19 protein-coding genes and 3 tRNA genes are annotated in these 23,221 nt (G+C 72.6%); 12 read left to right on the plus strand and 10 right to left on the minus strand.

Annotation, left to right across the window (positions count from 1 at the left end):
* Positions 1-76: 76 nt before the first annotated feature.
* The gene (locus AGRA3207_RS04800) at positions 77-994 is read right to left on the minus strand and encodes a MerR family transcriptional regulator (RefSeq protein WP_231333335.1); all 918 of its coding nucleotides are present in this window, start codon (positions 992-994) and stop codon (positions 77-79) included.
* A gap of 68 nt (positions 995-1,062) precedes the next feature.
* On the opposite strand from AGRA3207_RS04800, the gene AGRA3207_RS04805 reads away from it, so the two are divergent.
* Positions 1,063-1,827, plus strand: coding sequence for a maleylpyruvate isomerase family mycothiol-dependent enzyme (locus tag AGRA3207_RS04805; RefSeq protein ID WP_231333336.1), 765 nt, complete (start codon positions 1,063-1,065; stop codon positions 1,825-1,827).
* A gap of 57 nt (positions 1,828-1,884) precedes the next feature.
* On the plus strand, positions 1,885-2,409 hold the full coding sequence (locus AGRA3207_RS04810; protein WP_231333337.1) for a DinB family protein: 525 nt from the start codon (positions 1,885-1,887) through the stop codon (positions 2,407-2,409).
* Between the two features lie 42 nt (positions 2,410-2,451).
* Here AGRA3207_RS04810 and AGRA3207_RS04815 read toward each other — a convergent pair whose 3' ends face one another.
* Positions 2,452-4,803 (minus strand): ATP-binding protein, encoded by a 2,352-nt coding sequence (locus AGRA3207_RS04815; RefSeq protein WP_231333338.1) that lies wholly within the window; start codon positions 4,801-4,803, stop codon positions 2,452-2,454.
* 181 nt (positions 4,804-4,984) lie between these two features.
* Positions 4,985-6,118, minus strand: coding sequence for a TDT family transporter (locus tag AGRA3207_RS04820; RefSeq protein ID WP_231333339.1), 1,134 nt, complete (start codon positions 6,116-6,118; stop codon positions 4,985-4,987).
* Between the two features lie 94 nt (positions 6,119-6,212).
* On the opposite strand from AGRA3207_RS04820, the gene AGRA3207_RS04825 reads away from it, so the two are divergent.
* Entirely contained in the window at positions 6,213-7,157 is a 945-nt protein-coding gene (locus AGRA3207_RS04825; RefSeq protein ID WP_231333340.1) for a LysR family transcriptional regulator, read from the plus strand.
* A 14-nt stretch (positions 7,158-7,171) separates the two neighbouring features.
* On the opposite strand, the gene AGRA3207_RS04830 is transcribed toward AGRA3207_RS04825, so the two are convergent.
* Complete coding sequence (locus tag AGRA3207_RS04830; RefSeq protein WP_231333341.1) at positions 7,172-7,741, minus strand: YceI family protein; 570 nt, start codon at positions 7,739-7,741, stop codon at positions 7,172-7,174.
* Positions 7,742-7,857: 116 nt separating this feature from the next.
* On the opposite strand from AGRA3207_RS04830, the gene AGRA3207_RS04835 reads away from it, so the two are divergent.
* From AGRA3207_RS04835 to AGRA3207_RS04855, 5 genes are all read left to right on the plus strand, one after another.
* The gene (locus AGRA3207_RS04835; RefSeq protein ID WP_231333342.1) at positions 7,858-8,661 is read left to right on the plus strand and encodes a universal stress protein; all 804 of its coding nucleotides are present in this window, start codon (positions 7,858-7,860) and stop codon (positions 8,659-8,661) included.
* 152 nt (positions 8,662-8,813) lie between these two features.
* A complete protein-coding gene (locus tag AGRA3207_RS04840) occupies positions 8,814-9,779 on the plus strand; it encodes a CHAP domain-containing protein (RefSeq protein ID WP_231333343.1) in 966 nt (321 codons plus the stop codon).
* Between the two features lie 38 nt (positions 9,780-9,817).
* A tRNA-Gly gene (locus tag AGRA3207_RS04845) sits at positions 9,818-9,890 on the plus strand.
* 23 nt (positions 9,891-9,913) lie between these two features.
* Positions 9,914-9,984 (plus strand) — tRNA-Cys (locus AGRA3207_RS04850).
* A 12-nt stretch (positions 9,985-9,996) separates the two neighbouring features.
* A tRNA-Val gene (locus tag AGRA3207_RS04855) sits at positions 9,997-10,068 on the plus strand.
* Between the two features lie 422 nt (positions 10,069-10,490).
* On the opposite strand, the gene AGRA3207_RS04860 is transcribed toward AGRA3207_RS04855, so the two are convergent.
* Both AGRA3207_RS04860 and AGRA3207_RS04865 read right to left on the minus strand, forming a co-directional pair.
* Positions 10,491-10,826 carry an IclR family transcriptional regulator domain-containing protein gene (locus AGRA3207_RS04860; RefSeq protein WP_231333344.1) on the minus strand — a complete coding sequence of 112 codons (336 nt, stop codon included), beginning with the start codon at positions 10,824-10,826 and terminating at the stop codon, positions 10,491-10,493.
* Between the two features lie 375 nt (positions 10,827-11,201).
* Positions 11,202-11,615 (minus strand): ATP-binding protein, encoded by a 414-nt coding sequence (locus AGRA3207_RS04865; RefSeq protein WP_231333345.1) that lies wholly within the window; start codon positions 11,613-11,615, stop codon positions 11,202-11,204.
* A gap of 161 nt (positions 11,616-11,776) precedes the next feature.
* On the opposite strand from AGRA3207_RS04865, the gene AGRA3207_RS04870 reads away from it, so the two are divergent.
* Positions 11,777-13,021 (plus strand): helix-turn-helix domain-containing protein, encoded by a 1,245-nt coding sequence (locus tag AGRA3207_RS04870; RefSeq protein WP_231333346.1) that lies wholly within the window; start codon positions 11,777-11,779, stop codon positions 13,019-13,021.
* On the plus strand, positions 13,018-13,566 hold the full coding sequence (locus AGRA3207_RS04875; RefSeq protein WP_231333347.1) for a flavoprotein: 549 nt from the start codon (positions 13,018-13,020) through the stop codon (positions 13,564-13,566). Before AGRA3207_RS04870 ends, AGRA3207_RS04875 begins: the two co-directional genes overlap by 4 nt.
* Positions 13,567-14,062: 496 nt before the next feature.
* Here the strand turns inward: AGRA3207_RS04875 and AGRA3207_RS04880 are convergent, their stop codons facing one another.
* The 3 genes from AGRA3207_RS04880 to AGRA3207_RS39735 all read right to left on the minus strand — a co-directional run bounded on the left by AGRA3207_RS04880 (position 14,063) and on the right by AGRA3207_RS39735 (position 19,754).
* On the minus strand, positions 14,063-15,856 hold the full coding sequence (locus AGRA3207_RS04880; protein WP_231333348.1) for a DNA/RNA non-specific endonuclease: 1,794 nt from the start codon (positions 15,854-15,856) through the stop codon (positions 14,063-14,065).
* Between the two features lie 83 nt (positions 15,857-15,939).
* Entirely contained in the window at positions 15,940-17,445 is a 1,506-nt protein-coding gene (locus AGRA3207_RS04885) for a glycosyltransferase family 2 protein (protein ID WP_231333349.1), read from the minus strand.
* On the minus strand, positions 17,442-19,754 hold the full coding sequence (locus AGRA3207_RS39735) for a glycosyltransferase family 2 protein (protein WP_273700003.1): 2,313 nt from the start codon (positions 19,752-19,754) through the stop codon (positions 17,442-17,444). Before AGRA3207_RS39735 ends, AGRA3207_RS04885 begins: the two co-directional genes overlap by 4 nt.
* Before the next feature lie 406 nt (positions 19,755-20,160).
* On the opposite strand from AGRA3207_RS39735, the gene AGRA3207_RS04900 reads away from it, so the two are divergent.
* Together AGRA3207_RS04900 and AGRA3207_RS04905 are read left to right on the plus strand one after the other, a co-directional pair.
* Positions 20,161-20,478 (plus strand): DUF485 domain-containing protein, encoded by a 318-nt coding sequence (locus AGRA3207_RS04900; protein ID WP_231333350.1) that lies wholly within the window; start codon positions 20,161-20,163, stop codon positions 20,476-20,478.
* Entirely contained in the window at positions 20,475-22,007 is a 1,533-nt protein-coding gene (locus AGRA3207_RS04905) for a solute symporter family protein (RefSeq protein WP_231333351.1), read from the plus strand. Before AGRA3207_RS04900 ends, AGRA3207_RS04905 begins: the two co-directional genes overlap by 4 nt.
* Positions 22,008-22,043: 36 nt before the next feature.
* On the opposite strand, the gene AGRA3207_RS04910 is transcribed toward AGRA3207_RS04905, so the two are convergent.
* A complete protein-coding gene (locus AGRA3207_RS04910) occupies positions 22,044-23,024 on the minus strand; it encodes a LysR family transcriptional regulator (RefSeq protein ID WP_231333352.1) in 981 nt (326 codons plus the stop codon).
* Positions 23,025-23,221 lie beyond the last annotated feature (197 nt).

The following is a 23,221-nucleotide window of genomic DNA, read 5'->3' on the forward strand; positions in this document are numbered from 1 at the left end:
CCTCCAAGTAGTAGAACTTTCAACTATTGTACCGGAACGGCGCCGGGGCCCCGGGTATTCCGGGGGGCGGGAGGGCTCAGCCGACCGTCCGGGCGAGGGAGTCGACCAGCCAGATGTGCGCCGTGCCGCCCGTGACCGTCTCCCCCGTGACCGCGCCGAACAGGTCCCAGTACCGGCGCATCCGGGGGTCCCCGTCGACCACGGCACCGGCCAGCAGCGTCCGCCGGAACTCCGGGGTGTCCCGCTCGTCGCGGCCGGAGGCGTGCGCGCCGACGTACAGGTCCAGCGCGGGGCCGGGTCCCGGCTCCTCCCCCGCGGCCACGCTCGGCAGCGCCAGCCGGATCGCCTCGCTCATCCCGTTCAGCAGCGTCCGCTCGTCGCGGACCCGCTCGGCGTTCACCCGCCCCCGCGCCATCAGCCTCCGCACCAGCGACTCGTCCCCGACCAGCACGACCATCTCGGCGTAGGCGAGCACCTGGCCGGGCGTCGGGTCGGCGGGCGGCGGCGGGACGCTCATGTCCACGAACGAGAACTCGATCTCCGGCGGCACCGGAGCGAGCACCAGCCGCCGCCAGAAGGCCGCGAGGACGTCGCGCGCCGCGGGCCCGTCCTCGACCGCGGCGAGCAGCTCCAGCCGCGCCGCCCGCTCGGCCGGGCCCGCGTCCTCGACCGCGCGGAGCGCCGCGCGCCGCCAGGCCAGCGTGGCCAGCTCCACGTCGAGAGCGGCCCGCTCCGCCGCCGCGGCCTCGCCGACCGAGCGCTCGCCGCGCAGGACCGCGGCGATGGCGGGCAGGCCGAGGCCCAGCCCGCGCAGCCGCCGGACGAGCCTCAGCCGCTCCACCGCCGGAGCGCCGAAACGGCGGTGCCCGCCCGCGCTGCGCTCCGGTTCGAGGATGCCCTCGTCACAGTAGAAGCGGATCGTCCGGACGGGCACACCGGTCAGCGCGGCCAGGTCGCCGATCCCGAGTGCCGTGGCGGTTGTGGCGTGCGTCACAGTCACTTGAACCTCCACCCGGGTGGAGCTCCTACGTTACGGGGGCACCCGCGAGAGAGGACACGGACATGAGCACACCGGACATCCCACGCCTGGCCGAGGGGCTCCGCGAGCACACCGCCGCGATGGCGGCCGCCGTCGCGGGACGGGACCCGGCCGCCCCCGTCCCGACCTGCCCGGAGTGGCGGCTGCGGGACCTGGTCGGGCACGTCGGGCAGGCCCACCGCTGGGCCGCGGGACTCGTGCTGACGGGCGAGGCGGCCCCCACCCCGGACCCGGCCCACGCCGACCCCGGCCCGGTCGGGGACTGGCCCGGCTGGCTGCGCGGGGGCGCCGACGACCTCGCCGCCGCCGTCGAGAAGAGGGGGCCCGAGACCGTGGTGCGCGGCCCCATCGGCCCGCTCCCGGCGGCGTTCTGGCTGCGGCGGATGCTGCACGACACGTCCGTCCACCACGCGGACGCCGCGCTCGCGGTGGGCGTCCCGTTCGCCATCGCGCCCGACCTGGCGGCGGACGCGATCAGCGAGGGCCTGGAGCTGATGACCTCGCCCCACGCCGTGAAGATCAAGCCTGGTCTCGCCGCCCTGCGGGGGCGCGGCGAGACCCTGTACCTGCGCGCGGACGACGTGGAGGGGCCGGGCTGGCTCCTCACGCGCGAGCCGGACGGGCCGAGGTGCGAGCGCTCCGACGGCGAGGCGGCGGTCTCGGCCTGCGCGCCCGCCCGGGACCTGCTGCTGATGCTCACGCGCCGCTTGTCCCCCGAGGACGCCGGCGCCGTGATCACCGGCGAGCGCGCCGTCCTGGACCACTGGCTGGCCAACACCGCCTTCTGACGCCGTCTCCCCACCGGGATCCCGATCCGGCCGGGACGTGCGGCTAGGGTCGGGATCATGGTGACGCCCGTGGAGCCCCCGCCCGAACCGCCCGGTACGCTGACCGATCCGCGCGAGCTGCTCGCCGGGTACCTCGACTTCTACCGCGACGCGCTGCTGCGCAAGCTGGACGGCATGTCCGAGGCGGCGCTGCGTGACGGCCCGCTCCCGTCCGGGTGGACGCCGCTGGAGCTGTTCAAGCACCTCACCTACGTCGAGATCAGGTGGCTGCAGTGGGGTTTCGCGGCCGAGGAGGTCCCCGAGCCGTGGGGCGACCGGGGCCCGGACGACCGCTGGCACGTCGGCGCGGAGGAGACGCTCGACGACCTCAAAGCCGCGTTCCTGCGCACCTGCGAGCGGTCCCGCCGGATCGTCGCGGAGGCGCCGCTCGACGGCTTCGCGGCTCCGGGCGGGCGTTTCGGGGACGCCGGGGAGACGCCGTCGCTGATCTGGATCCTGTTCCACCTTCTCCAGGAGTACGCGCGGCACCTGGGCCACCTCGACGTCGTACGGGAACTGTCGGACGGCCAGGTCGGCGAGTAGCCCGCCCACCACCCGGGCGCGACGCCGCGCGCCCGGGCACGCTCACGTGGGCGAGCGGCCGGGCGAGCGCCTCGGGGCCGGGATCGCGGTGAACCAGGCGGCGATCTGGGCGCGCGAGGCGAAGCCGAGCTTGGCCAGGATGTGCTCCAGATGGGAGTCGACGGTGCGCTTGGCGATGACGAGGCGCTCGGCGATCTGACGGTTGGTGAGGCCCTCGGCGACCAGCGCCGCGATCTCGTTCTCCCGCGGGGTCAGGGCCGCCTGCCCGGCCGTCCCGCCGCGCGGCGGCTCCCGGGGCGGCGGGGGCGGCGGGCCCTCGCCGAGCGCCTCCGCGACCGCCGTCTCCATGTCGAGCCCGGCCCCGGCTTCGAGGGTGGCCTGGAACAGCGCGTCGCCGAGGACCAGGTGGGCCTGCTGCTCGTAGACCTCGCGCAGCAGGGCGTGCTGCGGGCCGAACATGGACGTGCCGGTGTAGTCGCGCGCCCAGTCCGAGGCCGCCAGCAGCCGGACGCCGGCGACCGCGTCACCGAGGGCGACCAGGCAGCAGCCCGCCATGTCCAGCGCCAGCGCGACGCCGAGCCGGTCGCCGAGGTCGCGTTTCATCCGGAGGCCGGCGCGCACGTCGGCCAGCGCCGCCTCGGCGTCCCCGCCGGTGAGGACCGCGAGGCCGCGCACGCACAGCCCGTAGGAGCGGCACCACTGCTCCCCCGCCGCCTCCGTCATGCGGACGGCGTCGTCGGCGTGCCGGACGGCGGCGGCGGCCTCGCCCGCCATGGTGCGGGTGACCGCGAGGAACACGTCGGCGATCGGGACGAGCACGTCGGCCGTGCCCGCGCGCCGGTGCAGGTCGCGGGCCTCCTCCAGCCGCGCGGCGGCCTCGCCGAGGTCGCCGGAGCACAGCGCGGCCACGCCCTCGACCTCGCGGACGTAGCCGAGGCCGTGCGGGTCGTCCTCGGCCACGGCGCGCCGCTCGGCGCGGCGCAGCAGGTCGCGGGCGGGGTCGAGGTCGTCCTGGAGGGCGGCGAGCAGGCCCGCCAGGGCCAGCACCTCCGTCCAGGCGGCGCCGGGCCCGAGGTCGCGGCCGTCGATGACGCGCAGCGACCAGTGCCGCGCCTCACCGATCATCCCCTGGAGTGCGAAGATCCGGCCGAGGCCCAGCAGGACCCGGACGAGGACGTCGTCCCCGGCGCGCCGCACACCGTAGTCGATCATGTCGCGGACGTTGGCCTGCTCCCGGCGGAACCAGGCGAGCCAGCGGGGCTGGTCGGCGCCCGCCAGCGCTGCGGCGGCCTCGGTGATCGCCCCGGCGAAGCGGTCGAACGCGCGGGCCCGCACCGCCTCGGTCTCACCGGCCTCGTCCAGCCGGTACGCGCCGTACTCGCGCATGATGTCGAGCATGCGGTAGCGGACGGCGCCCTCGCGGTCGACGCACAGCACGACCGACTTGTCGACCAGCCCGGCGATCAGCTCGAAGACCCGGTCGGCGGGCAGCGCGTCGTCCGCGCAGACCTGCTCGGCGGTGTCGAGGTCGAAGTCGGCCGCGAACACCGACAGCCGCGCCCACAGCAGCCGCTCGCCGGGCGAGCACAGCTCGTGGCTCCAGTCGATCGCCGCCCGCAGCGTCTGGTGCCGGGGCAAACCTGAACGCCGACCGCGCACCTGCAGGATGCGGTGGTCCAGCCGTTCGACGATCTGCTCGACGGACAGCGCCCGGAGTTGGACTGCGGCCAGCTCGATCGCCAGCGGGATGCCGTCCAGCCGGTGGCACAGCAGCGCCACCGCCGGGCGGTTGCCCTTGGTCAGCCTCCAGCCGGGGACGACGGCGGCGGCCCGCTCGGCGAACAGCGTCATCGAGTCGCACGGCAGCTCGGGGTCGTAGCAGCCGGGCTCGGGGCGGGCCAGCGGCGCGACGACCAGGCTGTGCTCGCCCGGGATGTCGAGCGGCTGCCGGCTGGTCGCGACGATCCGCAGGCCGGGCGCGTTCTGCAGGAGGATCTCGGCGAGCATCGCGCAGGAGTCCACCAGATGCTCGCAGGTGTCGAGGACGAGCAGCAGGTCGCGGTCGGCGAGATGGTGGACGAGCGCGTCCAGGGCCGTCGCCGGGCTCTGGTCGAGCAGCCCGAGCGTCTCCCCGATCGCCTGGGTGAGCAGCCCGGGCTCGTGCAGGGCCGACAGGTCGGCGAACGCCACGCCGTCCCTGAACGACCCGCCGATCGCCGCGGCGGCCCGCAGCGTGAGGCGGGTCTTGCCGACGCCTCCCGGACCGGTCAGCGTGACGAGCCTGCACCGGTCGAGGAGCCGGGTCAGCTCGGCCAGCTCCTCGCGGCGGCCGACGAAGCTCGTGAGCTCCGCGGGCGGCCGTCCCGACCGCAGTTCCAGCCTTCTAGTCGGCAACACCGCCGCCTCTTGTTCGGTTCTCGCCGGCCGGGCCGGCGCGCGGGGAGGACAGCCAGATCGTACCCACGCGTGAACCGTTCGCAACCATCCCCTTACGCGGAGCGTCAGAAAGGTGTCGGACGAGTCGGGAATGGAAGCAAAAAACGGACTGAGAGTCGACCGAAAATGGAAAGTTTCCTTAAAACGGTTGCGGGACGGCGGGAAGGAACAATCGTCCGGTCAGCGCACCGCGGGCGGTCCGGTATCCGGCGACGGCCCAGGCCGTCACGAGCAGCAGGTAGAGCAGCACGGCGACGCCGGTCAGCGCGTCCAGCCCCGTGGCCCTCGCCAGCCCGGACGCGCCCGTCACGCACGTGCCGACCGGGAACGTGAACGCCCACCACGTCATCGCGAACGGCATCCCACGGCGCAGCGCCCGCGCGTTCGCCGCCCCGGCGAGGGCCAGCCACAGCAGGGCGAAGCCCATGACCGGCGCCCCGTAGAGGACCGCGAACGCCCGCATCGCCGCCGCGTACTCCGGCGCCGCCTGCCCGGCCGCCCCCGCGATCTGCACGACGGCCGTCGTGGACTGCCCCAGCGGCCCGAGGACGAGGAACAGCGTCGGCGTGAGCGTCACCGGCGCGGCCCTCCCCCCGGTGAGCCCGCCCCAGATCCCCGGCAGCAGGACAAGCGTGGCCAGCAGGCTCGCGCCGAACAGCCCGTAGCAGCCGTACAGCATCGTGGCCCGCGCCTGCCCCTCCGGCAGGTGCGGGACGAGCGCCGGGCCGAGCGCGGCGGCGACCATCGGCGCGACCACGGGCAGCAGCCACGTCGGGGCGGCGCCGCCGGGCACCCGGCCATGGCGAGTGATCATGAGGTACGGGACGCCCGCGGCGGCGAGCACGGCGTAGAGCGTCCCGGACGTCCAGAGGACGGCGTCGAGCGCGACCGCGGCGCCGGTGCCGAGCACCGCGGGCCCGAGCGTCAGCGTGCCGTAGCCGACCGCGAGCATGGCCATCGGGGGGCAGCCGTAGAACACCGCGGTCGCGGGATCGTCCAGCAGCTGGGCGCGCGCCACGTCCCGGTGCCGGGTGAGGTGGACGGCCCGCGCCGCCATCAGCGCCGCGAGCATCGCCAGGGACAGCGCCCACACCGCGACGGCGAACGCGTGCAGGCCCGGGACCCCCACCGGGAGCGCGTTCGCGCCGTTCGCCACGATCGCCGTGCCCATCACCGCGGCGTACCAGTTGGGCCCGAGGTGCCGGAACAGGTCGGCGGGACGGTCGAGCGCGCCCAGCAGGACGCCGTCCGGGGGTGCGGTGAGGAGGCCCATGACGTCCAGCGTGGGGGCGCCCGGGCGGCGCCGGTAGAGGTCACGGCCCTATGAGGACATAAGGAGGGCTTATGAGTGACGTAGAGTGGCCGCCATGACCGTCTCGCACCGCGTCCCCGACCTGGGCGCCCTGGAACTGCTGCTCGCCGTGGTCCGGCTGGGCAGCCTCGGCCGCGCGGCCGCGGAACTGGGCGTCACGCAGCCCGCCGCCAGCGCCCGCGTCCGCTCGATGGAACGCCAGGTCGGCGTGGCGCTGCTGGAACGTTCCCCGCGCGGCTCGCGCCCCACCGAGGCCGGGGCGCTGGTCGCCGAGTGGGCCCGCCAGGTGATCGCCGCCGCCGAGGCGCTCGACGCGGGGCTGTCGGCCCTGCGCGGGCGCCGGGACGCCAGGCTCCGCGTCACCGCGAGCCTCACGGTCGCCGAGTACCTGATGCCGGGCTGGCTCGTCGCGCTGAAGGGCGTCCACCCGGACGTGGCGGTGACGCTGCGCACCGCCAACTCCACCGTGGTCGCCGACCAGGTGCGCGGCGGCGAGGCGGACCTCGGGTTCGTGGAGGGGGCGCGCACCCCCTCCGGGCTGAGCGGCACCGTCGTCGCGGGCGACCACCTCGTCGTGGTCGTGTCCCCGCGGCACCCCTGGGCGCGGCGGCGGTCGGGGGTGACGGCGGGCGAGCTGGCGGAGACCCCGCTCGTCCTGCGCGAGGAGGGCTCGGGCACCCGCGAGGTGCTCGACCGGGCCCTGGCCGGGCACGGCGGGACGGCGCCGCCGCTGCTCCAGCTCGCCTCGACCACGGCGCTGAAGGCCGCGGCCGTGTCCGGGGCGGGCCCGGTCGTGGTGAGCGACCTCGCCGTCGCCGACGAGCTGGCGGGCGGGCGGCTGGTCCGCGTGCCGGTCCCGGAGCTGGACCTGTCCCGGCCGCTGCGCGCGGTCTGGCCGTCCGGCCAGCGTCCCGCCGGCCCGGCCCGCGACCTGCTCGCGCTCACCGGGCTCACCGCGCCCCCGGCGTCGCCCCGCCGGCCCGACGAGACGCCCCCGTGACCGCGGAGGCGGGCCTAGGGGAGGTCGTGGACGGCCTGGATCTCCAGCGCGATCGTGATCGTGTCGCCGAGCATGACCTTGTCGCCCTGGAGCGGGACGTTGAACTCGATGCCGAAGTCGCGGCGGCTGATCGAGCCGGTGGCGGTGAAGCCCGCGCGCGTGCCGCCCCACGGGTCGTCCTCGACGCCGTGGAACTCGGCGAGCAGCCGGACCGGCCGGGTGACCTCCTTGATCGTCAGATCGCCGTCCAGGTGGTAGCGCGGCGTGCGGGCGCGGCGGCCGACGCTTGCGGGCTCCACCCCCGTCCCGTCGAAGGTCATGACCGGGTGCTTCTCCACGTCCAGGAAGTCGGCGGAGCGGACGTGCGCGTCCCGCTCGGCGCTGCGGGTGTCGATCGACTCCATCCGGATCTCGGCGTGCGCGCTGGAGTCGAGCGGGTCGGCGCCGATCACCACCTCGCCGCCGAAGTCGGGGAAGCTGCCCCGCACCGTCGTCATCAGATGCCTGATCGTGAAGGTGATCTCGGAATGGACGGGATCGATCCGCCAGCGGCCGGGTTCGAGCCCGGACACCTCGGCTCCCATATAAATCCCCCTAAACAGTGAAATCCGTTGCAATCCGGAGAAGTTACCCCAAATGACGCCAAGATCGTCAAGATCGCCCGACGTCTGACACGGCTCTCCCGGGGAATGCTCCGGACATGATCGGTGAACACGTCCTGGCCGGATACGCCCCCGGCGCGGGCGGCCGGGAGGCCCTCGACCTGGCCCGCGCCATCGTCGGGCTGACCGGCGGGCGGCTGAGCGTGGCCACCGTCCACCCGCCGGGGCTGCCCGCCGCCGAGGGCGAGGCACGCGCCGCGCTGGAACAGGCCACCGGCCGCCTCGACGGCCTGCCCGTGGACCTGCTCGTCCAGGAGGGACGCGGCGTCGGGCGCGGGCTCACCCTGCTGGCCAGCAGGGCCGGCGCCGACCTGATCGTCGTCGGCTCCCCCGAAGGCGGCGCCCGCGGCCGCATCGGCGTCGGCTCCGCCGCCGACCACCTGCTGCACTCGGCCACCGAGGCCGTGATGCTCGCGCCGTCGGGCTACACCGTCCCCGAGGAACTGGACCGCATCACCGTCATGTACGTCCGCCGCCCCCAGTGCGACGACGCCGTGATCCGCGCCGCGCGGGCCGCCGAGTTCCTGGACGTCCCGCTCCGCCTCGTGACCCTCTCGCTCGGCGACGCCCACCCCGAGCGCCTGCGCGACGACCTCGCCCTCGCCATCCGGCTCGCCCTCGACTCCGCCGAGCTCCTCCCCGAGGACGTCTCCGCCGAGCTCGCCGAAGGCGACGACGTCGCGGCCGCCCTGGAGGACCTCGACTGGGCCGAGGGCGAGGTGCTCGTCTGCGCGTCCAGCGAGGACGCCTCCGCCCATCGGGTCTTCCTCGGCGAAGTGGCCCTCAAGGTCCTGCGGGCCGCCCCGTGTCCGGTCACCGTCCTCCCGAGGGGCTACTTCTGAGTGGCCCGTTTTGACCGTTTCCACAGAACGACTTGCCGCCGCTGTTTACCTCCACTACATTCCGTCGAGATCGAAGCGTGACCTTGAACGTTCCGATCTTCCCCGGTCGGGCGCCTCCCCTGCCCGAACCCAGTCAGGCGGCAGGGAGCGTGATGGACCCCATCGGCAAGAAGCTGCTCGACGTGGCCAAAGCCCAGCTCGGCTACACCGAGAAAGGCGACGGCTACACGAAGTTCGGCGACTGGTACGCCAAGAACGTCGACGGCGACCACGACGACTACTTCAAGACGGCACCCTGGTGCGACATGTTCCTCGCCTGGGCCGCCGACAAGGCGGGCGTCACCGAGCAGGCGGGCCAGTTCGCCTCGACCATCGAGCACGCCCAGTGGTTCCGGAAGCACGACGCCTGGGGGACGAAGCCCGAGCCCGGCGCCCTCGTCTTCTACGACTGGAGCGGCTCCGACGACCCCGACCAGATCGACCACGTCGGCATCGTCGAGAAGGTCGACGGCAAGACCCTGCACACCATCGAGGGCAACGCCGACGGCTACAAGCTCACGCGCAAGACCCGCGACCTCGACACCGTCGTGGGCTTCGGCTACCCCGGCAAGATCAAGGTCGAGGCCGCGCCCAAGTACGCCCCCAAGCACGCCGCCCCCGCCCCCACCGTCGACAAGCTCGGCGCCCCCGCCGCCGCCAGCAACACCCAGGAGCGCGAGCACAGCGCCCCCGATCAGCCCCTCCCCACACAAGAGGTCGTCCTCGGCGGCATCCTCGCCTTCATCCTCTGTGGCACCGTCGCCCTCGCCGCCGGCCGCGTCGCCGCCGCGAAGGCCCCCACGGCGGCCCCCATCCGCGTCCGCAAGCGCGGCAAGCACCACCGCCCGGCCACCCCGGTCGCCCTGCCCGCCGACGTCACCCCCGCCGACCTCGACGCCGCCGACGCCGGGACCACCCTCATGCCCATCCTCTCCCTCGCCGCAGCCCACGAGGCCGAAGACCGCGAGTTCTGGGGCCGCATCGCCCACCTCGAAGAGGATCAGGAGCTCGCCTTCTGGAACTCCCTGCACGCCGAGAGCACCGATTCCGAGTACGCAGCAGCCCCCGGATTCCGCTAGAGTTGTCCATGCGCGCCGGGCAAGCACCGGCCCGCCACGCGGACGTGGCTCAGTTGGTAGAGCATCACCTTGCCAAGGTGAGGGTCGCGGGTTCGAATCCCGTCGTCCGCTCTGAGAGGCCCTGGCCTCGCTCTGGTGGAGTGGCCGAGAGGCGAGGCAACGGCCTGCAAAGCCGTGTACACGGGTTCGAATCCCGTCTCCACCTCGTAGTACACAAGGGCGATTAGCTCAGTGGGAGAGCGCTACCTTGACACGGTAGAGGCCACTGGTTCAATCCCAGTATCGCCCACGGCAGCAACGTATGCTCACTGCCCTTTGGGCAGTTTCGCCGTTGCTCGCAGTGTTTTTCTGGGGGGCGACCCCCAGACCCCCGGTGTGGGGGCTCCGCCCCCACCCGGTGGTGACGGTCACTCCTCGGCCTTCGGCCAGATCCACCGTTGCCCGCACCGCTTACCTCGGGGACAGCTCCCAGACCCCTTCGACGTCAGGGCCCCGCCCTACCCGGTGGTGGCGGTTACCCACCGGCCTTCGGCCGAGTTACCGTCGCTCATAGTGCTTTCCTCGGACGATTCTCAAGCGCCGATGCGAAGTTTGCCTCCACTCCCCTGGCGTGTCGGCTGAGGCCGACGAGCGTGGTCGGCCTGGGGGGCGCGGGACGGGAAGCGGGCGTGCGCGGAGCTGTTCGGGTTGCCCCTGTCGGGATCCTTAAGGCTAGCTGAGTGGTTGGGTGTCGTTGCTTTTGGCGACGGTGGCGCTGAGCTGGATGGCGATCCGGCCGCCGGTCCGGGAGGGCGCCGCCGCCCGCCTCCAGCCGTCGATCTTGGTGAGGTAGACGACCTCGAGATCCCGCAGGACGCCCAGGTGGACGGTCTCGTGCGTCCGCTCCAGGAGTTCGTGCAGGTATGGTGCGCTCACCTCGATCAGGAAGCGCTCAGGCGAAGCCCTCATCGAGAGCTCGAACAGGCCGCCGTCCAGGCGATAGCCGTACGCGATGCGCTCCAGCAGCGCCTTGCCTAGCGACTCCTCAGATATCGGACGGCAGGCCATTTGGCCGTCGGCGGCAGGTACAGCCCGGCGTCCGTCAGCCGCTCCTAGAGGGTCTCCACCGTGTAGCGCCCGGTAGCAAACCACTCGAAGGCGCTGGCCATGAACGCGGCCCGCTCCGGGTCAGGTTCAACCGTCCGCACTTCCGCTCCGCCGATACGTTTGCGCACGTTCAGGTAACCCACCTTGGTCCGGCTAATCGTGCCGCCATTGCGCGCCTTATTGTGCATCTAGAGGTCGAGCAACGCACAGACTGTATCTGAGTAACGAGAAAGCCCCGCCAGAATCAGGGGGGCTTCTCGTTGTCACACCTCACCTCACACCCAGCTCACTCCGGCCAAGATGGCACCTCCTTTCCAAATACCTCTTCCAAATTGCTCATGCCCCCGCCACCCGCAGCTCCGCCCACACCACTTTGCCGCCATCCGAGGAGTAGAAGCCCCAGCGAGCGGCGTACTGGCTCACCAGAAGCAAGCCCCGTCCCCCAAGGTCAGTTTCATCCACCACCTGTTGCACCGGCGGGTTGGGGTCGGCGTCCCATACCTCGACGTAGCCACAGGTACCGTCCCAGCGCAGCCGGACGCGAAATTCCCGGCCGTCGGCCTTAATGGCGTTGGTGGCGAGTTCTGAGGTGACCAGTTCCGCTGCTTCGATGACGGTCGCGGGCGACTGCCAATGTCGGTACCACTCACAGACCAGCTTGCGTACGAGGCCCACGGCATTTGGTGCCGAAGCCAGCCCAATCTCAATCGATGGCTCTGCAATCGGGGGCGCAAATACCCGGCTTGCCATGGTGTCCTCCCTTCCGCCCTGAAGATCACGCACTGAGAACCCCACAAGATCGGTTCAGGACGAATGCCGGCACGGTCTGGCGACGTTATTGCCCACGGGCGGGCAGGACGCTGTACAGTTTGTCTAGTGTCGAAAATGCCCTGACCTGGGAAGTTGGCCACATGAATGAACCAACCGACGTCCGACGCCACGAGATCGCGAAACGTCTGGAGTACTGGATGGCTCGCCGAGGTCTCACCCGCCAGGTCTTCGCTGACCGCATCGGCAAGTCCGTGAGCTGGGTCGATAAGGTCAAGCGGGGTGATCGCCAGCTCGACCGGCTGAGCGTGCTCGAAAAGATCGCGGACATCCTGGCCGTGCCGCTCGCCGCCTTGATCGACCCGGACGAGGCCCGGCGTTCACAGCACTGCGCAGATGAGGTCGAAATTGCGCAGCTACGTGACGCCCTCCAGCGCTATGACGGCCTGATAAGTGACGGCCCCGGCACTATTGCCACAATGCCCGCCTTGCGCCGCTCCGTCGCCTATGGCTGGACGGCTTTTCAAGCCTCCCATTACCAAGTAGCCACCCGCGTACTGCCTCAGCTCTTGGTTGATCTCCAACGGGCCGTGCGCACCCGCGAAGGCGATGACCGCGACCAGGCGGCCGAGCTGCTCACCTATGGGTACTGGCTGGCCGCGGGCGTCGCCCTCAAGTTCGGCCGCACTGATCTGGGCTGGGTGGCGGCTGACCGGGGCATGGTGCTGGCGGAAAGCACGGGGGACCTGACGCTCATTGGCGGGACGGCCCGGCGGGTGGTGCATGCCATGGCGGAGTCACCCGACGAGACGAGCCGGCGCAACGCCGTGGCGCTCGTGCGCACGGTGGCCGACCGCTTGGAGCCCGGCATGGGCACGGCCACCCCGGCGCATCTTTCAGCGCTGGGCATGTTGCTTCTCAACGGCTCCATAGCGGCGGGTCACCAGGGCGATGCCCGTCTGGCGCGCGACTTCAATAGCGAGGCTGCGACCGTGGCCGGCCTCCTGGGCGGCGACCGGAACGAGCACTGGAGCGCCTTCGGCCCAACAAACGTAGGTGTCCACCGGGTGGCGGCTCTCGCCGACTTGCAGGAGGGCGGCCGGGTGGTGGAGTACGCCCGCACGCTCACCCCGCAGCAGCTCGCCACCCTCCCCCGGGAGCGGCGGGCCAACCACACCATTGACGTAGCCCGGGGCTACGCCCAGTGGGGCAAGCGGGAGGAGGCGGTGAGTCACGTCCTCCAAGCGGACGCTCTCGCCCGGGAAGAGGTACGCTGCCGTCCCGCGACGCGCGCCCTGATCCGCGAGCTGGTGCGCAGCTACCCGCGCGGGTCCAAACCGAGTGCGGCCTTTAGCGTCTTGGCGCGGGATGTGGGCGTGGCGGTATGACGAACGGACCGGTTGTCTACCTCATCGCCTGCGCTGCCCCACCGGCCCGCGACCTGGGCACGCTCGTGACGCTCGTGCACGCGCAGGGGTGGTCAGCTTGCGTCCTGGCCACGCCGTCGGCTCGCCGCTTCCTTGATGTGGCGACGCTAGAGCACCAGACCGGCTACCCGGTGCGCAGCGAGTACAAGGAGCCGGGCACGCCCGACGTCCTGCCGCCGCCGGACGCCCTGATTGTGGCTCCGGCGACCGTCAACACCGTGAACAAGTGGGCCGCCGGGATTTGCGACACGCTGCCCCTGGGACTGCTGGTGGAGGCCATTGGACTGGAGCTGCCAACCGTGGCGCTGCCCTTTAGCAACCGCGCTCACGCCGCCCACCCCGCCTTCGTCGAGAACGTTGCCCGGCTACGGTCCTGGGGCGTGACCATGTTGGTCGGTCCCGACGTCTACGCCCTCCACGAGCCCGGCACCGGTAGCCAGTACCTCGACCGCTACCCCTGGCATCTGGCGGTTCAAGCGGTGGCGGAGCGGTTGAGCAGTGACTGAGCCACGCTCAACGCTGGTCACGGCGTAGGGCCCCACGCTCACGCAAGATTTGTTTCAACGTCGTTCGCCCCACCTCGTAAGCCTCAGCTAGCTTCCATGCTGGCTCACCGGCGATAGCGCGACACCATCGCTGTAATCGTCGTCCTCGGTCAGCCGATCTTTGACGCGGCGCGACGGGCGAAACGTCCGTACTGACCGCACGCTGGTGGAGGTCTCGGTGCCGTCCTCGAAGCTCGCGCGTAGGTTCCGCGCGGTGTGTTCAAGATCAATGAGAATATCTACTCGGTTGGCCTACCAGCGGACGAGCTCCACGGCAGCAACGTATGCTCACTGCCCTTCGGGCGGATTTGCGGTTGCCCGCTGTGCTTTCGCCAGCGCGGCGGGGGTTGGCTAGTAGGTCGTATTGGTGAACGAGACGCTTTGGCCTGCACTTTCGTCCTCTGGCAGGTCGGCTCGGACCCTTCTCGGCGCATGCTTGGCGGGCAGCCGCCCGGGATCAGAGGACGATGTCCTCGGGGCGTGTGAGCTCTCGGGGCGCCGGTGTCGCTTCCAAGCGCTCCAGGGGGTCGGCCTGGATGTGCTGGTCGAAGCCCAGGCCCGTGATGTCGGCGATGCGGCGGACGGGCACCTGGAACGTCCTGTAGGCGCCGTAGGAGAAGGACTCCTCGGTCGGCAGGTCCTCGATCAGGGCCGCCTGGCTCAGCAGGTAGCCGGTCACCGACAGCTCGCCCGACTCGCGGGCCATCGCGACGACCTTCCAGAACTCGCGGGGCAGCTGGACGCCCCGGTAGGCGTCGTCGTCGTCCGCTAGGACGGGGCCCGTGAAGACGGTGACGGCCAGGTCGTGGTTGTCGGCGTTGCCGAGGACGTAGTCCTCCAGCCCGAGCCACAGGGTCTGGCCCGCGTTGAACGCGTGGTGCTGCGGGGTGGAGTTCGTGAAGTGGAACGTGTCGTCCTCGGCGGCCTTGGCCTCGACGGCGGTGGTGCCCCACGCGGGGTCCAGGCGGCGCACCAGATGCCCGCGGTCCAGGTCGTTGTCGCGGTACACGCTCTCGCCGGTCTGCTCCCCCACCGGCAACCGCGGGTCGAAGATCCAGCGGTCGCTCTGCCGCTTGGGCCGCTTGGCGAGCGCGCCGTCGATGTTCCCGGCGGTGAACAGGGCGAGCCTGCGGCGCCTGTGCATGACGACGCTGAAGTGGTGGTAGCGCAGCTCGGCGGACGCGACGGCGGCCAGTTCCGCGGACGGGACGGGCAGCGGCAGCGGCCGGGCCAGGAACGCCGGGTCGTAGCCGCCGCGGCCCGCGTAGTCGGGGTCGAGCGCGACGGCGGGGGCGTCGCGGAGGGCGGTGCCCTCGGGCCGGGCGGGCGCGAAGATCGCCTCGGCGAGCCCACGCTGCTCGCCGGTCAGGTCCGCCTCGCGCACCGCGCGGCAGATCCGGCTGATGCGGATCCCCTCGTTGACGAACCCGCCCAGCTCGTCCTGCCGCGGCGCGGGCACGCTGGCATGGTGGAGCGCGACGACCTCCCACTGGTCGTTGAACACCGGCGAGCCGGACGAGCCCGGCTCGGTGTCGGCCGCGTAGTGCAGGAACCCGCCGGGGACGTCGACGATCCGGTTCTCGCGGAGCGCCACCTGCTTCCTCCCCCCGCGCGGATGCTGGACGATCGTGACGAACTCCCCGACGATCTCCTTGCCCTCGGCCTCGATCAGCGGGTCGAACCCGAACTCCGCGAGGTCGGCGGGCGGGGCGCCCACGGCGACCAGGGCGAAGTCGAGCCCGGCGTCGGCGAGGAAGAACCGGTCGGGGTCCAGCGGGTGGACCACGCTCGGCAGCGGGCGGCCGTCGACGCCGTCCTGGTAGTCGAACTCGGCCGCGCTGGTGCGCGCCGTCGCGGCGTTCGGCAGCACGTGGTGGTTGGTCAGCAGCAGGACCGGGGAGACCAGCGCGCCGGTCCCGTATCCGACGGTGCGCCCGTCGCCGTCTCGGATGTCGATCCGCGCCACGGCGCGGGACGCGGCGACGCCGGCGTCCAGGTACCGCACGCCGAGGTAGTCGACCGTGTCGATGATCCGCTGGAGGCGCGGGTCCGGTTCCAGGACGCCGCCGTCCCCGGCGAGGCGGCCGAGCCGGTCGACCCGCCTGGCGATCCGCTCCGGGCTGTCGGCCACGGCCAGGCCGCCCGGTGAGGCCAGTGCCGTCTCGCGCTCGCGCCGTTCCGGCGTGCGCTCCGCCACCCGGCGCGCCGCCTCCGCGCGCTGCCGGTCGTGCTCCCGCTCGTAGAGTTCCATCTCATGCCCCGGTGATGGCTTGGGTCCGCTCACTTCCATTGAGGCGCGGAACACCGGCCCCAGAACACCCCATTTGTCACTTTTTAGCGCCTTATCGGCGATTCGGTAGCCGGATTTACCCGAGGACGAGGGGGCGTTGACGGTCGGTCCTGCCCCACGAGGCCGTGGTCGGTGAGCTCCCAGAAGTGGCGTCGGCTTGGCCTGGCGAGCTGGTAGAGCGCCTTGTAGGCGGCGACGCTCATCAGACCCCAGTAGAGCGGGACGGTCACCATCGTGCGCACGGCCGGGAACAGGCCGCGCTCCATGCACCCGGCCATCGCGCAGTAGATCATCAGGAGGTTGCCGACGATCATCGTGGTGACGCCGCCGTAGAGGGTCAGGGGCGCGAACATCGGCTGGATGTGGCGGGTGCCGGTGCAGAGGTAGACCAGCGTCAGCGTCCAGAAGAACGGGTTCACCAGGGTGGTGAGCGCCGGGAAGCCCATCGTGAGGTGGAAGGCGAGGGTCCGCCTCGTCCCCAGCTGGCGCCACAGCAGCACCGGGTGGCGGGTGTGGACGAGCCACGTCTGCAGGTAGCCCTTGATCCAGCGGCTGCGCTGGCGGATCCAGTTGCCGAGCCTGCTGTTGGCCTCCTCCTCGGTGACCGAGGCCATCATGCGCACCTCCCAGCCCCGGCGCGCGATGCGGATGCCGAGGTCGGCGTCCTCGGTGACGTTGTAGGGGTCCCAGCCGCCGAGCGCCGCGAGGGCGTCGCCGCGGAAGTGGTTGGACGTGCCGCCGAGCGGGATCGCGAGGCGCAGGCGGTCGAGACCGCGCAGCCAGAGGCCGAAGGTGGTGGCGTACTCGGCGGCGAAACATCGGGTCAGCCAGTTGGTCCAGGGGTTCCAGTACTGGAGTTCGGCCTGGACGCACACCACCCGGTCGGGCTGGGAGCGGAACGCCCGCACCGCCTTGCGGAGCTGGTCAGGGTCGGGACGGTCCTCGGCGTCGTAGATGACCACGAACTCGCCGCGCGCCCTGGCGAGCCCGACGTTGCACGCCTTCGGCTTCGTGCGGGGCAGGGACGGGGGGATGCGCACGACCTCGAACGGCGGGCCCAGGCCGGGCAGCGCGGCCCGGGTCTCCTCGTCGTCGTCCTCGATCAGCAGGAGGATCTGGAGCCGGTCGGCGGGATAGTCCAGCCGCCCGAGCCGGTCGAGCAGCTCCGGCAGCACGTTCGCCTCGCGGTAGAGCGGGACCAGGACGGTGTAGACGGGCAGTTCGCCGTCCGGGAGGGGCGGCGTCCCGTCCTCCCCCGGATCGGCCGGCCGCGACGTCCAGGCCGCGGCCACCATCGCCGCCCGGAAGACCAGCGACAGCAGGTAGACGGCGGTGACCACGGTGACCGCCGTCTCGGCCAGCCGGCCCGGCGGCGGCCCGAGGCCCGCCGTCACATGCAGGACGGACACGGCGCCGACGGCGGTGACCAGGACGGCGGCGACGGCCACCTGTCCGCGGCTCAGCACCCGCCGGGCGCTCAGCCCGTCATCCAGCGGCGTGATCGGGACGGACGGGGCGGACGACCCGAGCGCGGTCCCCGTCAGCGTCATGGCGTGCCCGCCCGGCGGTAGACGCGCTGGTCCGCGTCCTGGTAGACGAGGGCGTAGCCGCGGAGCGCCGACGGGTCGCCGCGCAGCGTGCGCCAGGTCCGGTCGGGCGAACCGGCGAGGGTGCGGGCGTAGATCCAGCGGACGCGGCTGTCGGCCGGATCCGCCAGGGCCCGCTCCCACAGGCGGAAGCTCCCCTCGTAGAGGACCCGCCCCATCGGGACCCGGGACCCGAAGGCGACCTGCTCGTTCCCGTGGTTCTCCATCAGGACGGTGCCGCCGTCGTAATGGGCCCGCAGCCACCGCGCGGCGTCGCGGGCGCGCTGCCCGGGGGCGGCGTCCTTCCAGCCCAGCGGCTCGGCGAGGGTCGCGGTCCCGGGCACCGCGACCACGGTGGCGGCCACGGCGGCCGCCGCGGCGGCGCGTACGCGCCCGAGCATCCGCGGCCTGGAGGGCAGCAGGGACACCGGGTACCCGGCGAAGACCGCCACCGCCAGCGCCATCACCAGCCCGAACCGGACGTTGTAGAAGTGCCCGTGGACCTCGGGGACGTGCAGCGGACGCTGCCCGCTGAAGAGGGCGTAGACGAAGAACGGCGCGAAGACCAGCAGGACGTAGGGGGCGACGGCGGACGGCCGCAGCCGCAGCCGCCACCCGTAGGCGGCCAGCCCCGCCAGGGCCGCCGCGAGCGCCGGATAACCGAGATCGTGGACGACGGCCATGGCGTACGTCCGCGCCGAGGCGGCCAGGGCACCGACATTCTCGTCCCCGGCCATGACCCAATTCGAGGGTTTCGCATATTCGCCGGAATACCAGAAGAAAGGGTCACCGAAGATCACATAGGCCCATCCCGTCCAGGCCGCGATACCGCTGAAGGCCACGATCGCGAAAAAGGCGAGGTGCGCTTCCAGATAGGCGTATCCCTTCCGGCGCCGCAGCGCGGTGTAGCCGACGACGGCGAGGACGGCCACCGCCAGCAGCCAGCCCTCGTAGCGGGTCAGGGTGGCCGCCGCGGTCGCCGCCGACGCCATCGCCAGCCGCGGAAGGCGCCCGCCGTGGCACCACGCCTGGAGGTGGTGGACGGCCGCCGCGATGCAGGCGAACAGCAGCAGCTCGGTCATCGGGGTGCTCTGCATGTACAGCACGTTGGCGTTGAGGGCGAACAGCCCGGCCGCGGCGGCGCCCGCGGCGCGGTCGCGGGGACGCGGCGCCGGGCGGGTGTGGCCCGCCGCCATCCAGAGCGCGATCAGGTAGACGTACCGCACCGTGATCACGTAGCCGAGCGCCGAGATCGCGGTGCCGCCGAGCCCGGAGTGGAAGAGGGCGTCCTGCCAGGTGAGCGGCAGGTCCAGCAGGTGCGGCAGGGGGAGCCACACCGCGCCGAGCTGGGCCGCGCCCGCCGTCGGGCTGTCGATCACCCGGCGGGCGATGAGCAGGTGCGAAACGGCGTCGTCGTAGGCCAGCACGGTCCCGAGACCGAGGTGGTGCAGGAGCGCCCCGGCCGACAGGACGGCCGCCGCCAGCGTCACCAGCGTCAGCACCGGGTCCCCCGGGTCGAACGCCCACCGCGCCCAGCGCAGGCCGTGGCCGTCCCGGACCAGGCCGCGGTGGACCCGCGCCAGGCTCAGCAGAGACCGGGCGATGACCCAGGGCGAGGCGCCGGTCGGACGGCCGTGCACGCGCGGGTGGTGATCGACCGGGTGCTCGATGACCCGCGCGCCCCGCTTGCCGATCTTGGCGAGCAGCTCCGGGTCGATGGCCGCGGCGTCGCCGACCAGGACCAGGTCCTCCAGCAGCCACCGGTCGAGCAGCTTGTAGGCGCAGTCGACGTCGCGGCTCCGCGTGCCCAGCAGCAGCCGGCTGACCAGCGTCCACAGGCGCCCGCCGGCCCGGCGCGCCGGCGGGTCGGCGCGCCTGCGCCGGAACCCGGTCACGGCGTCGGCCCGCTGCTCCCGCCTGGCCAGCAGCATCGCGGGCAGGTCGGCGGCCTTGAACTGGCCGTCGGAGTCGGTCAGCAGCAGGAGCCGCAGGTCGGTCCGGGCCAGCGCGACGGAGATCCCGGTGCGGACCGCCGCGCCGTAGCCCCGGTTGCGCTCGTGCCGCGCCCCGATGACGCGGTCCGGGTACCGCTCGACCAGGTCGTCCAGGACCCGGCCGGTGGCGTCGGCGCTGCCGTCGTCGACCACCACGATCCGGTGGTCGTGGCCCGCCCCCTCCAGCGTGGTCAGGAAGTCCCGCACGGTCGCGGCCAGGTTCTCCGCCTCGTGGTAGGCGGGCATGACGACGACCACGCCGTCCCGGGCGGCGCGCATTCCGGGCGATGGTCGCTCCGCCGTCGTCACGGGGCCGTTTTCCGAACACAGATCATGGCAATTCCCTACAATGGCGGTCCGTCGTTCCGTGCCCCCTTCTTTTCGCGCGGCGGCACCGGTTCCCCATCCTCGCGCCGATCACTTCCGGCGGCATTGCCCGGCGGCCAAACCCGAGCAAAGATCGGCCGCGGGGGCACCGGTGCCGCCATGACAGGGCCCGGATCTCCGGAACGGCCGTCCCGCCCTCCGCGGGCACGGCGGGGGCGGTGACGGCCGGGCGCCGCCCGGACACGGGAGGCCGCCCGGGTCTTGTCATATACGATTTCGTGTATGTAATCTCATACGAACGATCGGGGGCGCAGCGACGGAACGGCGCCGTGCGGGCGCCGGGGAAGGCGAAACGCGCATGACCGATTCGCACGATTCCGAGCACACCGGCACCCGTGTCGCGGAGGACGCGCACCTCGCGGAGGAGACGCACCTCGCGGAGCACGACGCCGCCATCGCACGGCACAAACGCCTGGTCCTCACCGCCGCGGCGGCCACGTTCCTGCTGTTCATGGCCTTCCCGGTCACGACCTCGTTCACCGGGGCGCTGGACGGGGTCGTCCACGGCATCGGGATCGGCTACGCCGCCGGCCTCGCGGTGATCGTGGCCCCCGTCCTCGCGGCCATCGCCTACCGCAGGTGGGCCGCGCGTCCCGGCCGGGGGGTGCGGCGGTGAACCGCACGGCGGTCCTGATCGTCCTCGCCCTGATCGCGGTCACGCTCGTGCTCACGGCGCGGGCCGCGCGGCGCAACAAGGACACCGACGACCACTACGTGGCGGGCGGCCGTGTCGGCGGCTGGCAGAACGGCCTCGCGCTCGCCGGCGACCAGCTGTCGGCGGCCTCGTTCCTCGGCATCACCGGCGCCGTGGCGCTGACGGGCTTCGGCGGGTTCTACCTGGCCGTCGGCGTGCCCGCCGCGTACCTGCTGATGCTCATGGTGATCGCCGAGCCGCTGCGCAACCTCGGCCGGTACACGCTCGCGGACGCGGTGGCGGCACGGTTCGAGGGACGCGGCCTGCGCGTCGCGATGGCGGTGTCCACCCTGGTCATCAGCATCATCTACATGGTGATCCAGTTCGTCGGGGCGGGGCTGCTCGCGCAGTTGCTGCTCGGCGTGGACTTCCCGGTCGCGGTGCTGGTCGTCGGCGCGCTGATGACCGTCTACACCTTCCTCGGCGGGATGGTCGGGACGACCTACATCCAGGTGTTCAAGGCCGGCGTGCTGATCGCCACGATCCTGCTGCTCCTGGTCCTGCTGACGGTGCGGACCGGCGGCGACGTCCTCGGCTCCATGCGGGACGCCGCCGCGCGGTTCGGGGACGGCGCCGTCGCGCCCCACCGCGGCGGGACGGCGGCCTCGCTGGAGACGGTGTCGCTGACCATGGGGATGGTGCTCGGCATGATGGGCCTGCCGCACGTGATGGTGCGGTTCCTGACCGTCCGGGACGCCCGCGCCGCCCGTGACTCGGCGCAGGTCGCGATGTGGATCTTCGCCGGGTTCTTCGCCGTCCTGCCGGTGTTCGGCTACGCGGCGTTGAACCTCGTGGGCCGGCAGCGGATCGTGACCGACAACAAGGCCGGGAACCTCGCGGCGCCGCGGCTGGCCGAGGAGCTCGGCGGCAACCTGCTCTTCGCCGTCACCGCGAGCGTGGTGATGGTGACGATCCTCGCGGTGCTCGCGGGCCTCGCCATCGCCTCGTCGGGCGCGATCGCCCACGACCTGTACACGACCGTGCTCAGGCGCGGGCGGGTCTCGCCGCGCGGCCAGCTCGTCGTCGGCCGCCTCGCCGGGGTCGCGATCTCGCTGGCGGCCATCCTGCTCGCGCTGTGGGCGAAGGACCTCAACATCGCCTTCCTCGGCAACGTCGCCTTCGCGGTCGCCGCGAGCACGACGATGCCGGTGCTGGTGCTGACCATCTACTGGCGCGGCCTCACCCGGTACGGGGCGGTGGCCGGGCTGCTCGGCGGGCTGGTGTCCTCGGTCGGGCTCGTCCTCGTCGGGCCGGACGTGCTCGGCGACGGCCACCTGTTCCCGCTGTCGATCCCGGCGCTGGTGTCGGTGCCGGCCGGGTTCCTGTGCGCCTGGGCCGCCAGCCTCGTCACCCGGAACCGGAAGGATGCCGCGGGCCGCCCCTACGACGAGCTGGCCCGGCGCGCGTTCCCGATGCGTCGCGGCCCCGGGACCGCGACGGCCGCCGGGTAGCACGGGCTCCCCGGCGCCCGCCGGCGGCGGTGGCGGTCAAGGCGGGGCCGCCCCGCAGGCGATCAGCCTGGGGCGGGCGTCGGGGTTGTCGGCCAGCCACGGGAGCTCGGCGATGTGCCGCCGGACGACCGGCTCGTACATCTCGTGGTAGCTCCTGTGCAGGATGTCGATCTCTTCGGGGGTCACGGTGGCCGTCCGCCAGCGCAGGACGAGGTGGGCGTCGGTGGCGCGGCCGGCGAGCGCGACGACGGTGATGCCCTCGGCAGGCTGCCAGGTGGGCGAGACGAGCGCGATGGCGAACCCGGCGGCGACGAAGCCCGCCATGCCGTTGGCGTCGACGTCGTGGTAGCGGAACCGGGGCGAGAACCCGGCGGCCTCGCACGCCGAGCGCAGCATGGCGGTGCCGCCGTCGTCGCCGCCCTGCGGCGGGATCCACGTCTCGTCCGCCAGGTCGGCCAGCTCGATGCGCCCGCGTTTCGCGAGGTGGTGGGTGGAGGGCAGCGCGACCCCGCAGGGCTCGATGCTGATGATCCGCTCGTCGGTCCCGGGCGGGCACGCCGGCGCGTGGTGGTCGGTGACCCGGCCCATGAACACGACGTCGACCTGGTCGTTGGCGAGCAGATGGTTGAGGACGCCGCCGGAGTAGTCGAGGCTGGTGCTGACCGTCCGGCCCAGCGGCCCCGTCTCCAGGCGCCGCAGCCATTCCCCCAGCAGGATGCTCGGGTGGGTGCCGAGCCGCAGCCCGGTCCGCGTGCCGTTGGTGCGGGCGGTGGCGAGCAGGTCGTCCATGTCGGCCAGCACGCCGCGGGCCCGGGACAGGACGTGCCGTCCCAGCGCGGTGGGGGCGATGCCGTCCGGGCCGCGGTGGAACAGCGGGCCGCCGAACGCCTGCTCGATCCGGCGGAGCTGGGCGCTCAGCGTCGGCTGGGAGACGCCGAGGTCGGCGGCGGCGCGCGTGATGCTGCCCGCCTCGGCGATCCGGCTCAGCACGCGCAGGTGGCGCAGTTCAACCTGCATAGCCGGGAAGCTATGCCCAATTGCGAGGGTCCGCAAGAGCGCATCACCTGTCACTCTCGTCTTCGCAGACGCGACAATTCGCCACCCGTGCGCGCTCCCGTCACCGAACCGCGCCCCTTCTTCCGCGCCGGGGCAGGTCGTCGCGTCGGCCGCCGCCCCGACCCCGCGGGGCGGCCACCCCCCGCCCCATGGAGGCA

The organism is Actinomadura graeca, assembly GCF_019175365.1.
GTDB classification, from domain to species: Bacteria; Actinomycetota; Actinomycetes; order Streptosporangiales; family Streptosporangiaceae; genus Spirillospora; species Spirillospora graeca.

Bases quoted from the DNA above. Each gene is read 5' to 3' on its own strand.
- AGRA3207_RS04805 (WP_231333336.1), top strand. From the start codon at position 1,063: ATGAGCACACCGGACATCCCACGCCTGGCCGAGGGGCTCCGCGAGCAC.
- AGRA3207_RS04810 (WP_231333337.1), top strand. From the start codon at position 1,885: ATGGTGACGCCCGTGGAGCCCCCGCCCGAACCGCCCGGTACGCTGACC.
- AGRA3207_RS04820 (WP_231333339.1), bottom strand. From the start codon at position 6,118: ATGGGCCTCCTCACCGCACCCCCGGACGGCGTCCTGCTGGGCGCGCTC.
- AGRA3207_RS04825 (WP_231333340.1), top strand. From the start codon at position 6,213: ATGACCGTCTCGCACCGCGTCCCCGACCTGGGCGCCCTGGAACTGCTG.
- AGRA3207_RS04830 (WP_231333341.1), bottom strand. From the start codon at position 7,741: ATGGGAGCCGAGGTGTCCGGGCTCGAACCCGGCCGCTGGCGGATCGAT.
- AGRA3207_RS04835 (WP_231333342.1), top strand. From the start codon at position 7,858: ATGATCGGTGAACACGTCCTGGCCGGATACGCCCCCGGCGCGGGCGGC.
- AGRA3207_RS04840 (WP_231333343.1), top strand. From the start codon at position 8,814: ATGGACCCCATCGGCAAGAAGCTGCTCGACGTGGCCAAAGCCCAGCTC.
- AGRA3207_RS04860 (WP_231333344.1), bottom strand. From the start codon at position 10,826: ATGGCCTGCCGTCCGATATCTGAGGAGTCGCTAGGCAAGGCGCTGCTG.
- AGRA3207_RS04865 (WP_231333345.1), bottom strand. From the start codon at position 11,615: ATGGCAAGCCGGGTATTTGCGCCCCCGATTGCAGAGCCATCGATTGAG.
- AGRA3207_RS04870 (WP_231333346.1), top strand. From the start codon at position 11,777: ATGAATGAACCAACCGACGTCCGACGCCACGAGATCGCGAAACGTCTG.
- AGRA3207_RS04875 (WP_231333347.1), top strand. From the start codon at position 13,018: ATGACGAACGGACCGGTTGTCTACCTCATCGCCTGCGCTGCCCCACCG.
- AGRA3207_RS04880 (WP_231333348.1), bottom strand. From the start codon at position 15,856: ATGGAACTCTACGAGCGGGAGCACGACCGGCAGCGCGCGGAGGCGGCG.
- AGRA3207_RS04885 (WP_231333349.1), bottom strand. From the start codon at position 17,445: ATGACGCTGACGGGGACCGCGCTCGGGTCGTCCGCCCCGTCCGTCCCG.
- AGRA3207_RS39735 (WP_273700003.1), bottom strand. From the start codon at position 19,754: ATGCGCGCCGCCCGGGACGGCGTGGTCGTCGTCATGCCCGCCTACCAC.
- AGRA3207_RS04900 (WP_231333350.1), top strand. From the start codon at position 20,161: ATGACCGATTCGCACGATTCCGAGCACACCGGCACCCGTGTCGCGGAG.
- AGRA3207_RS04910 (WP_231333352.1), bottom strand. From the start codon at position 23,024: ATGCAGGTTGAACTGCGCCACCTGCGCGTGCTGAGCCGGATCGCCGAG.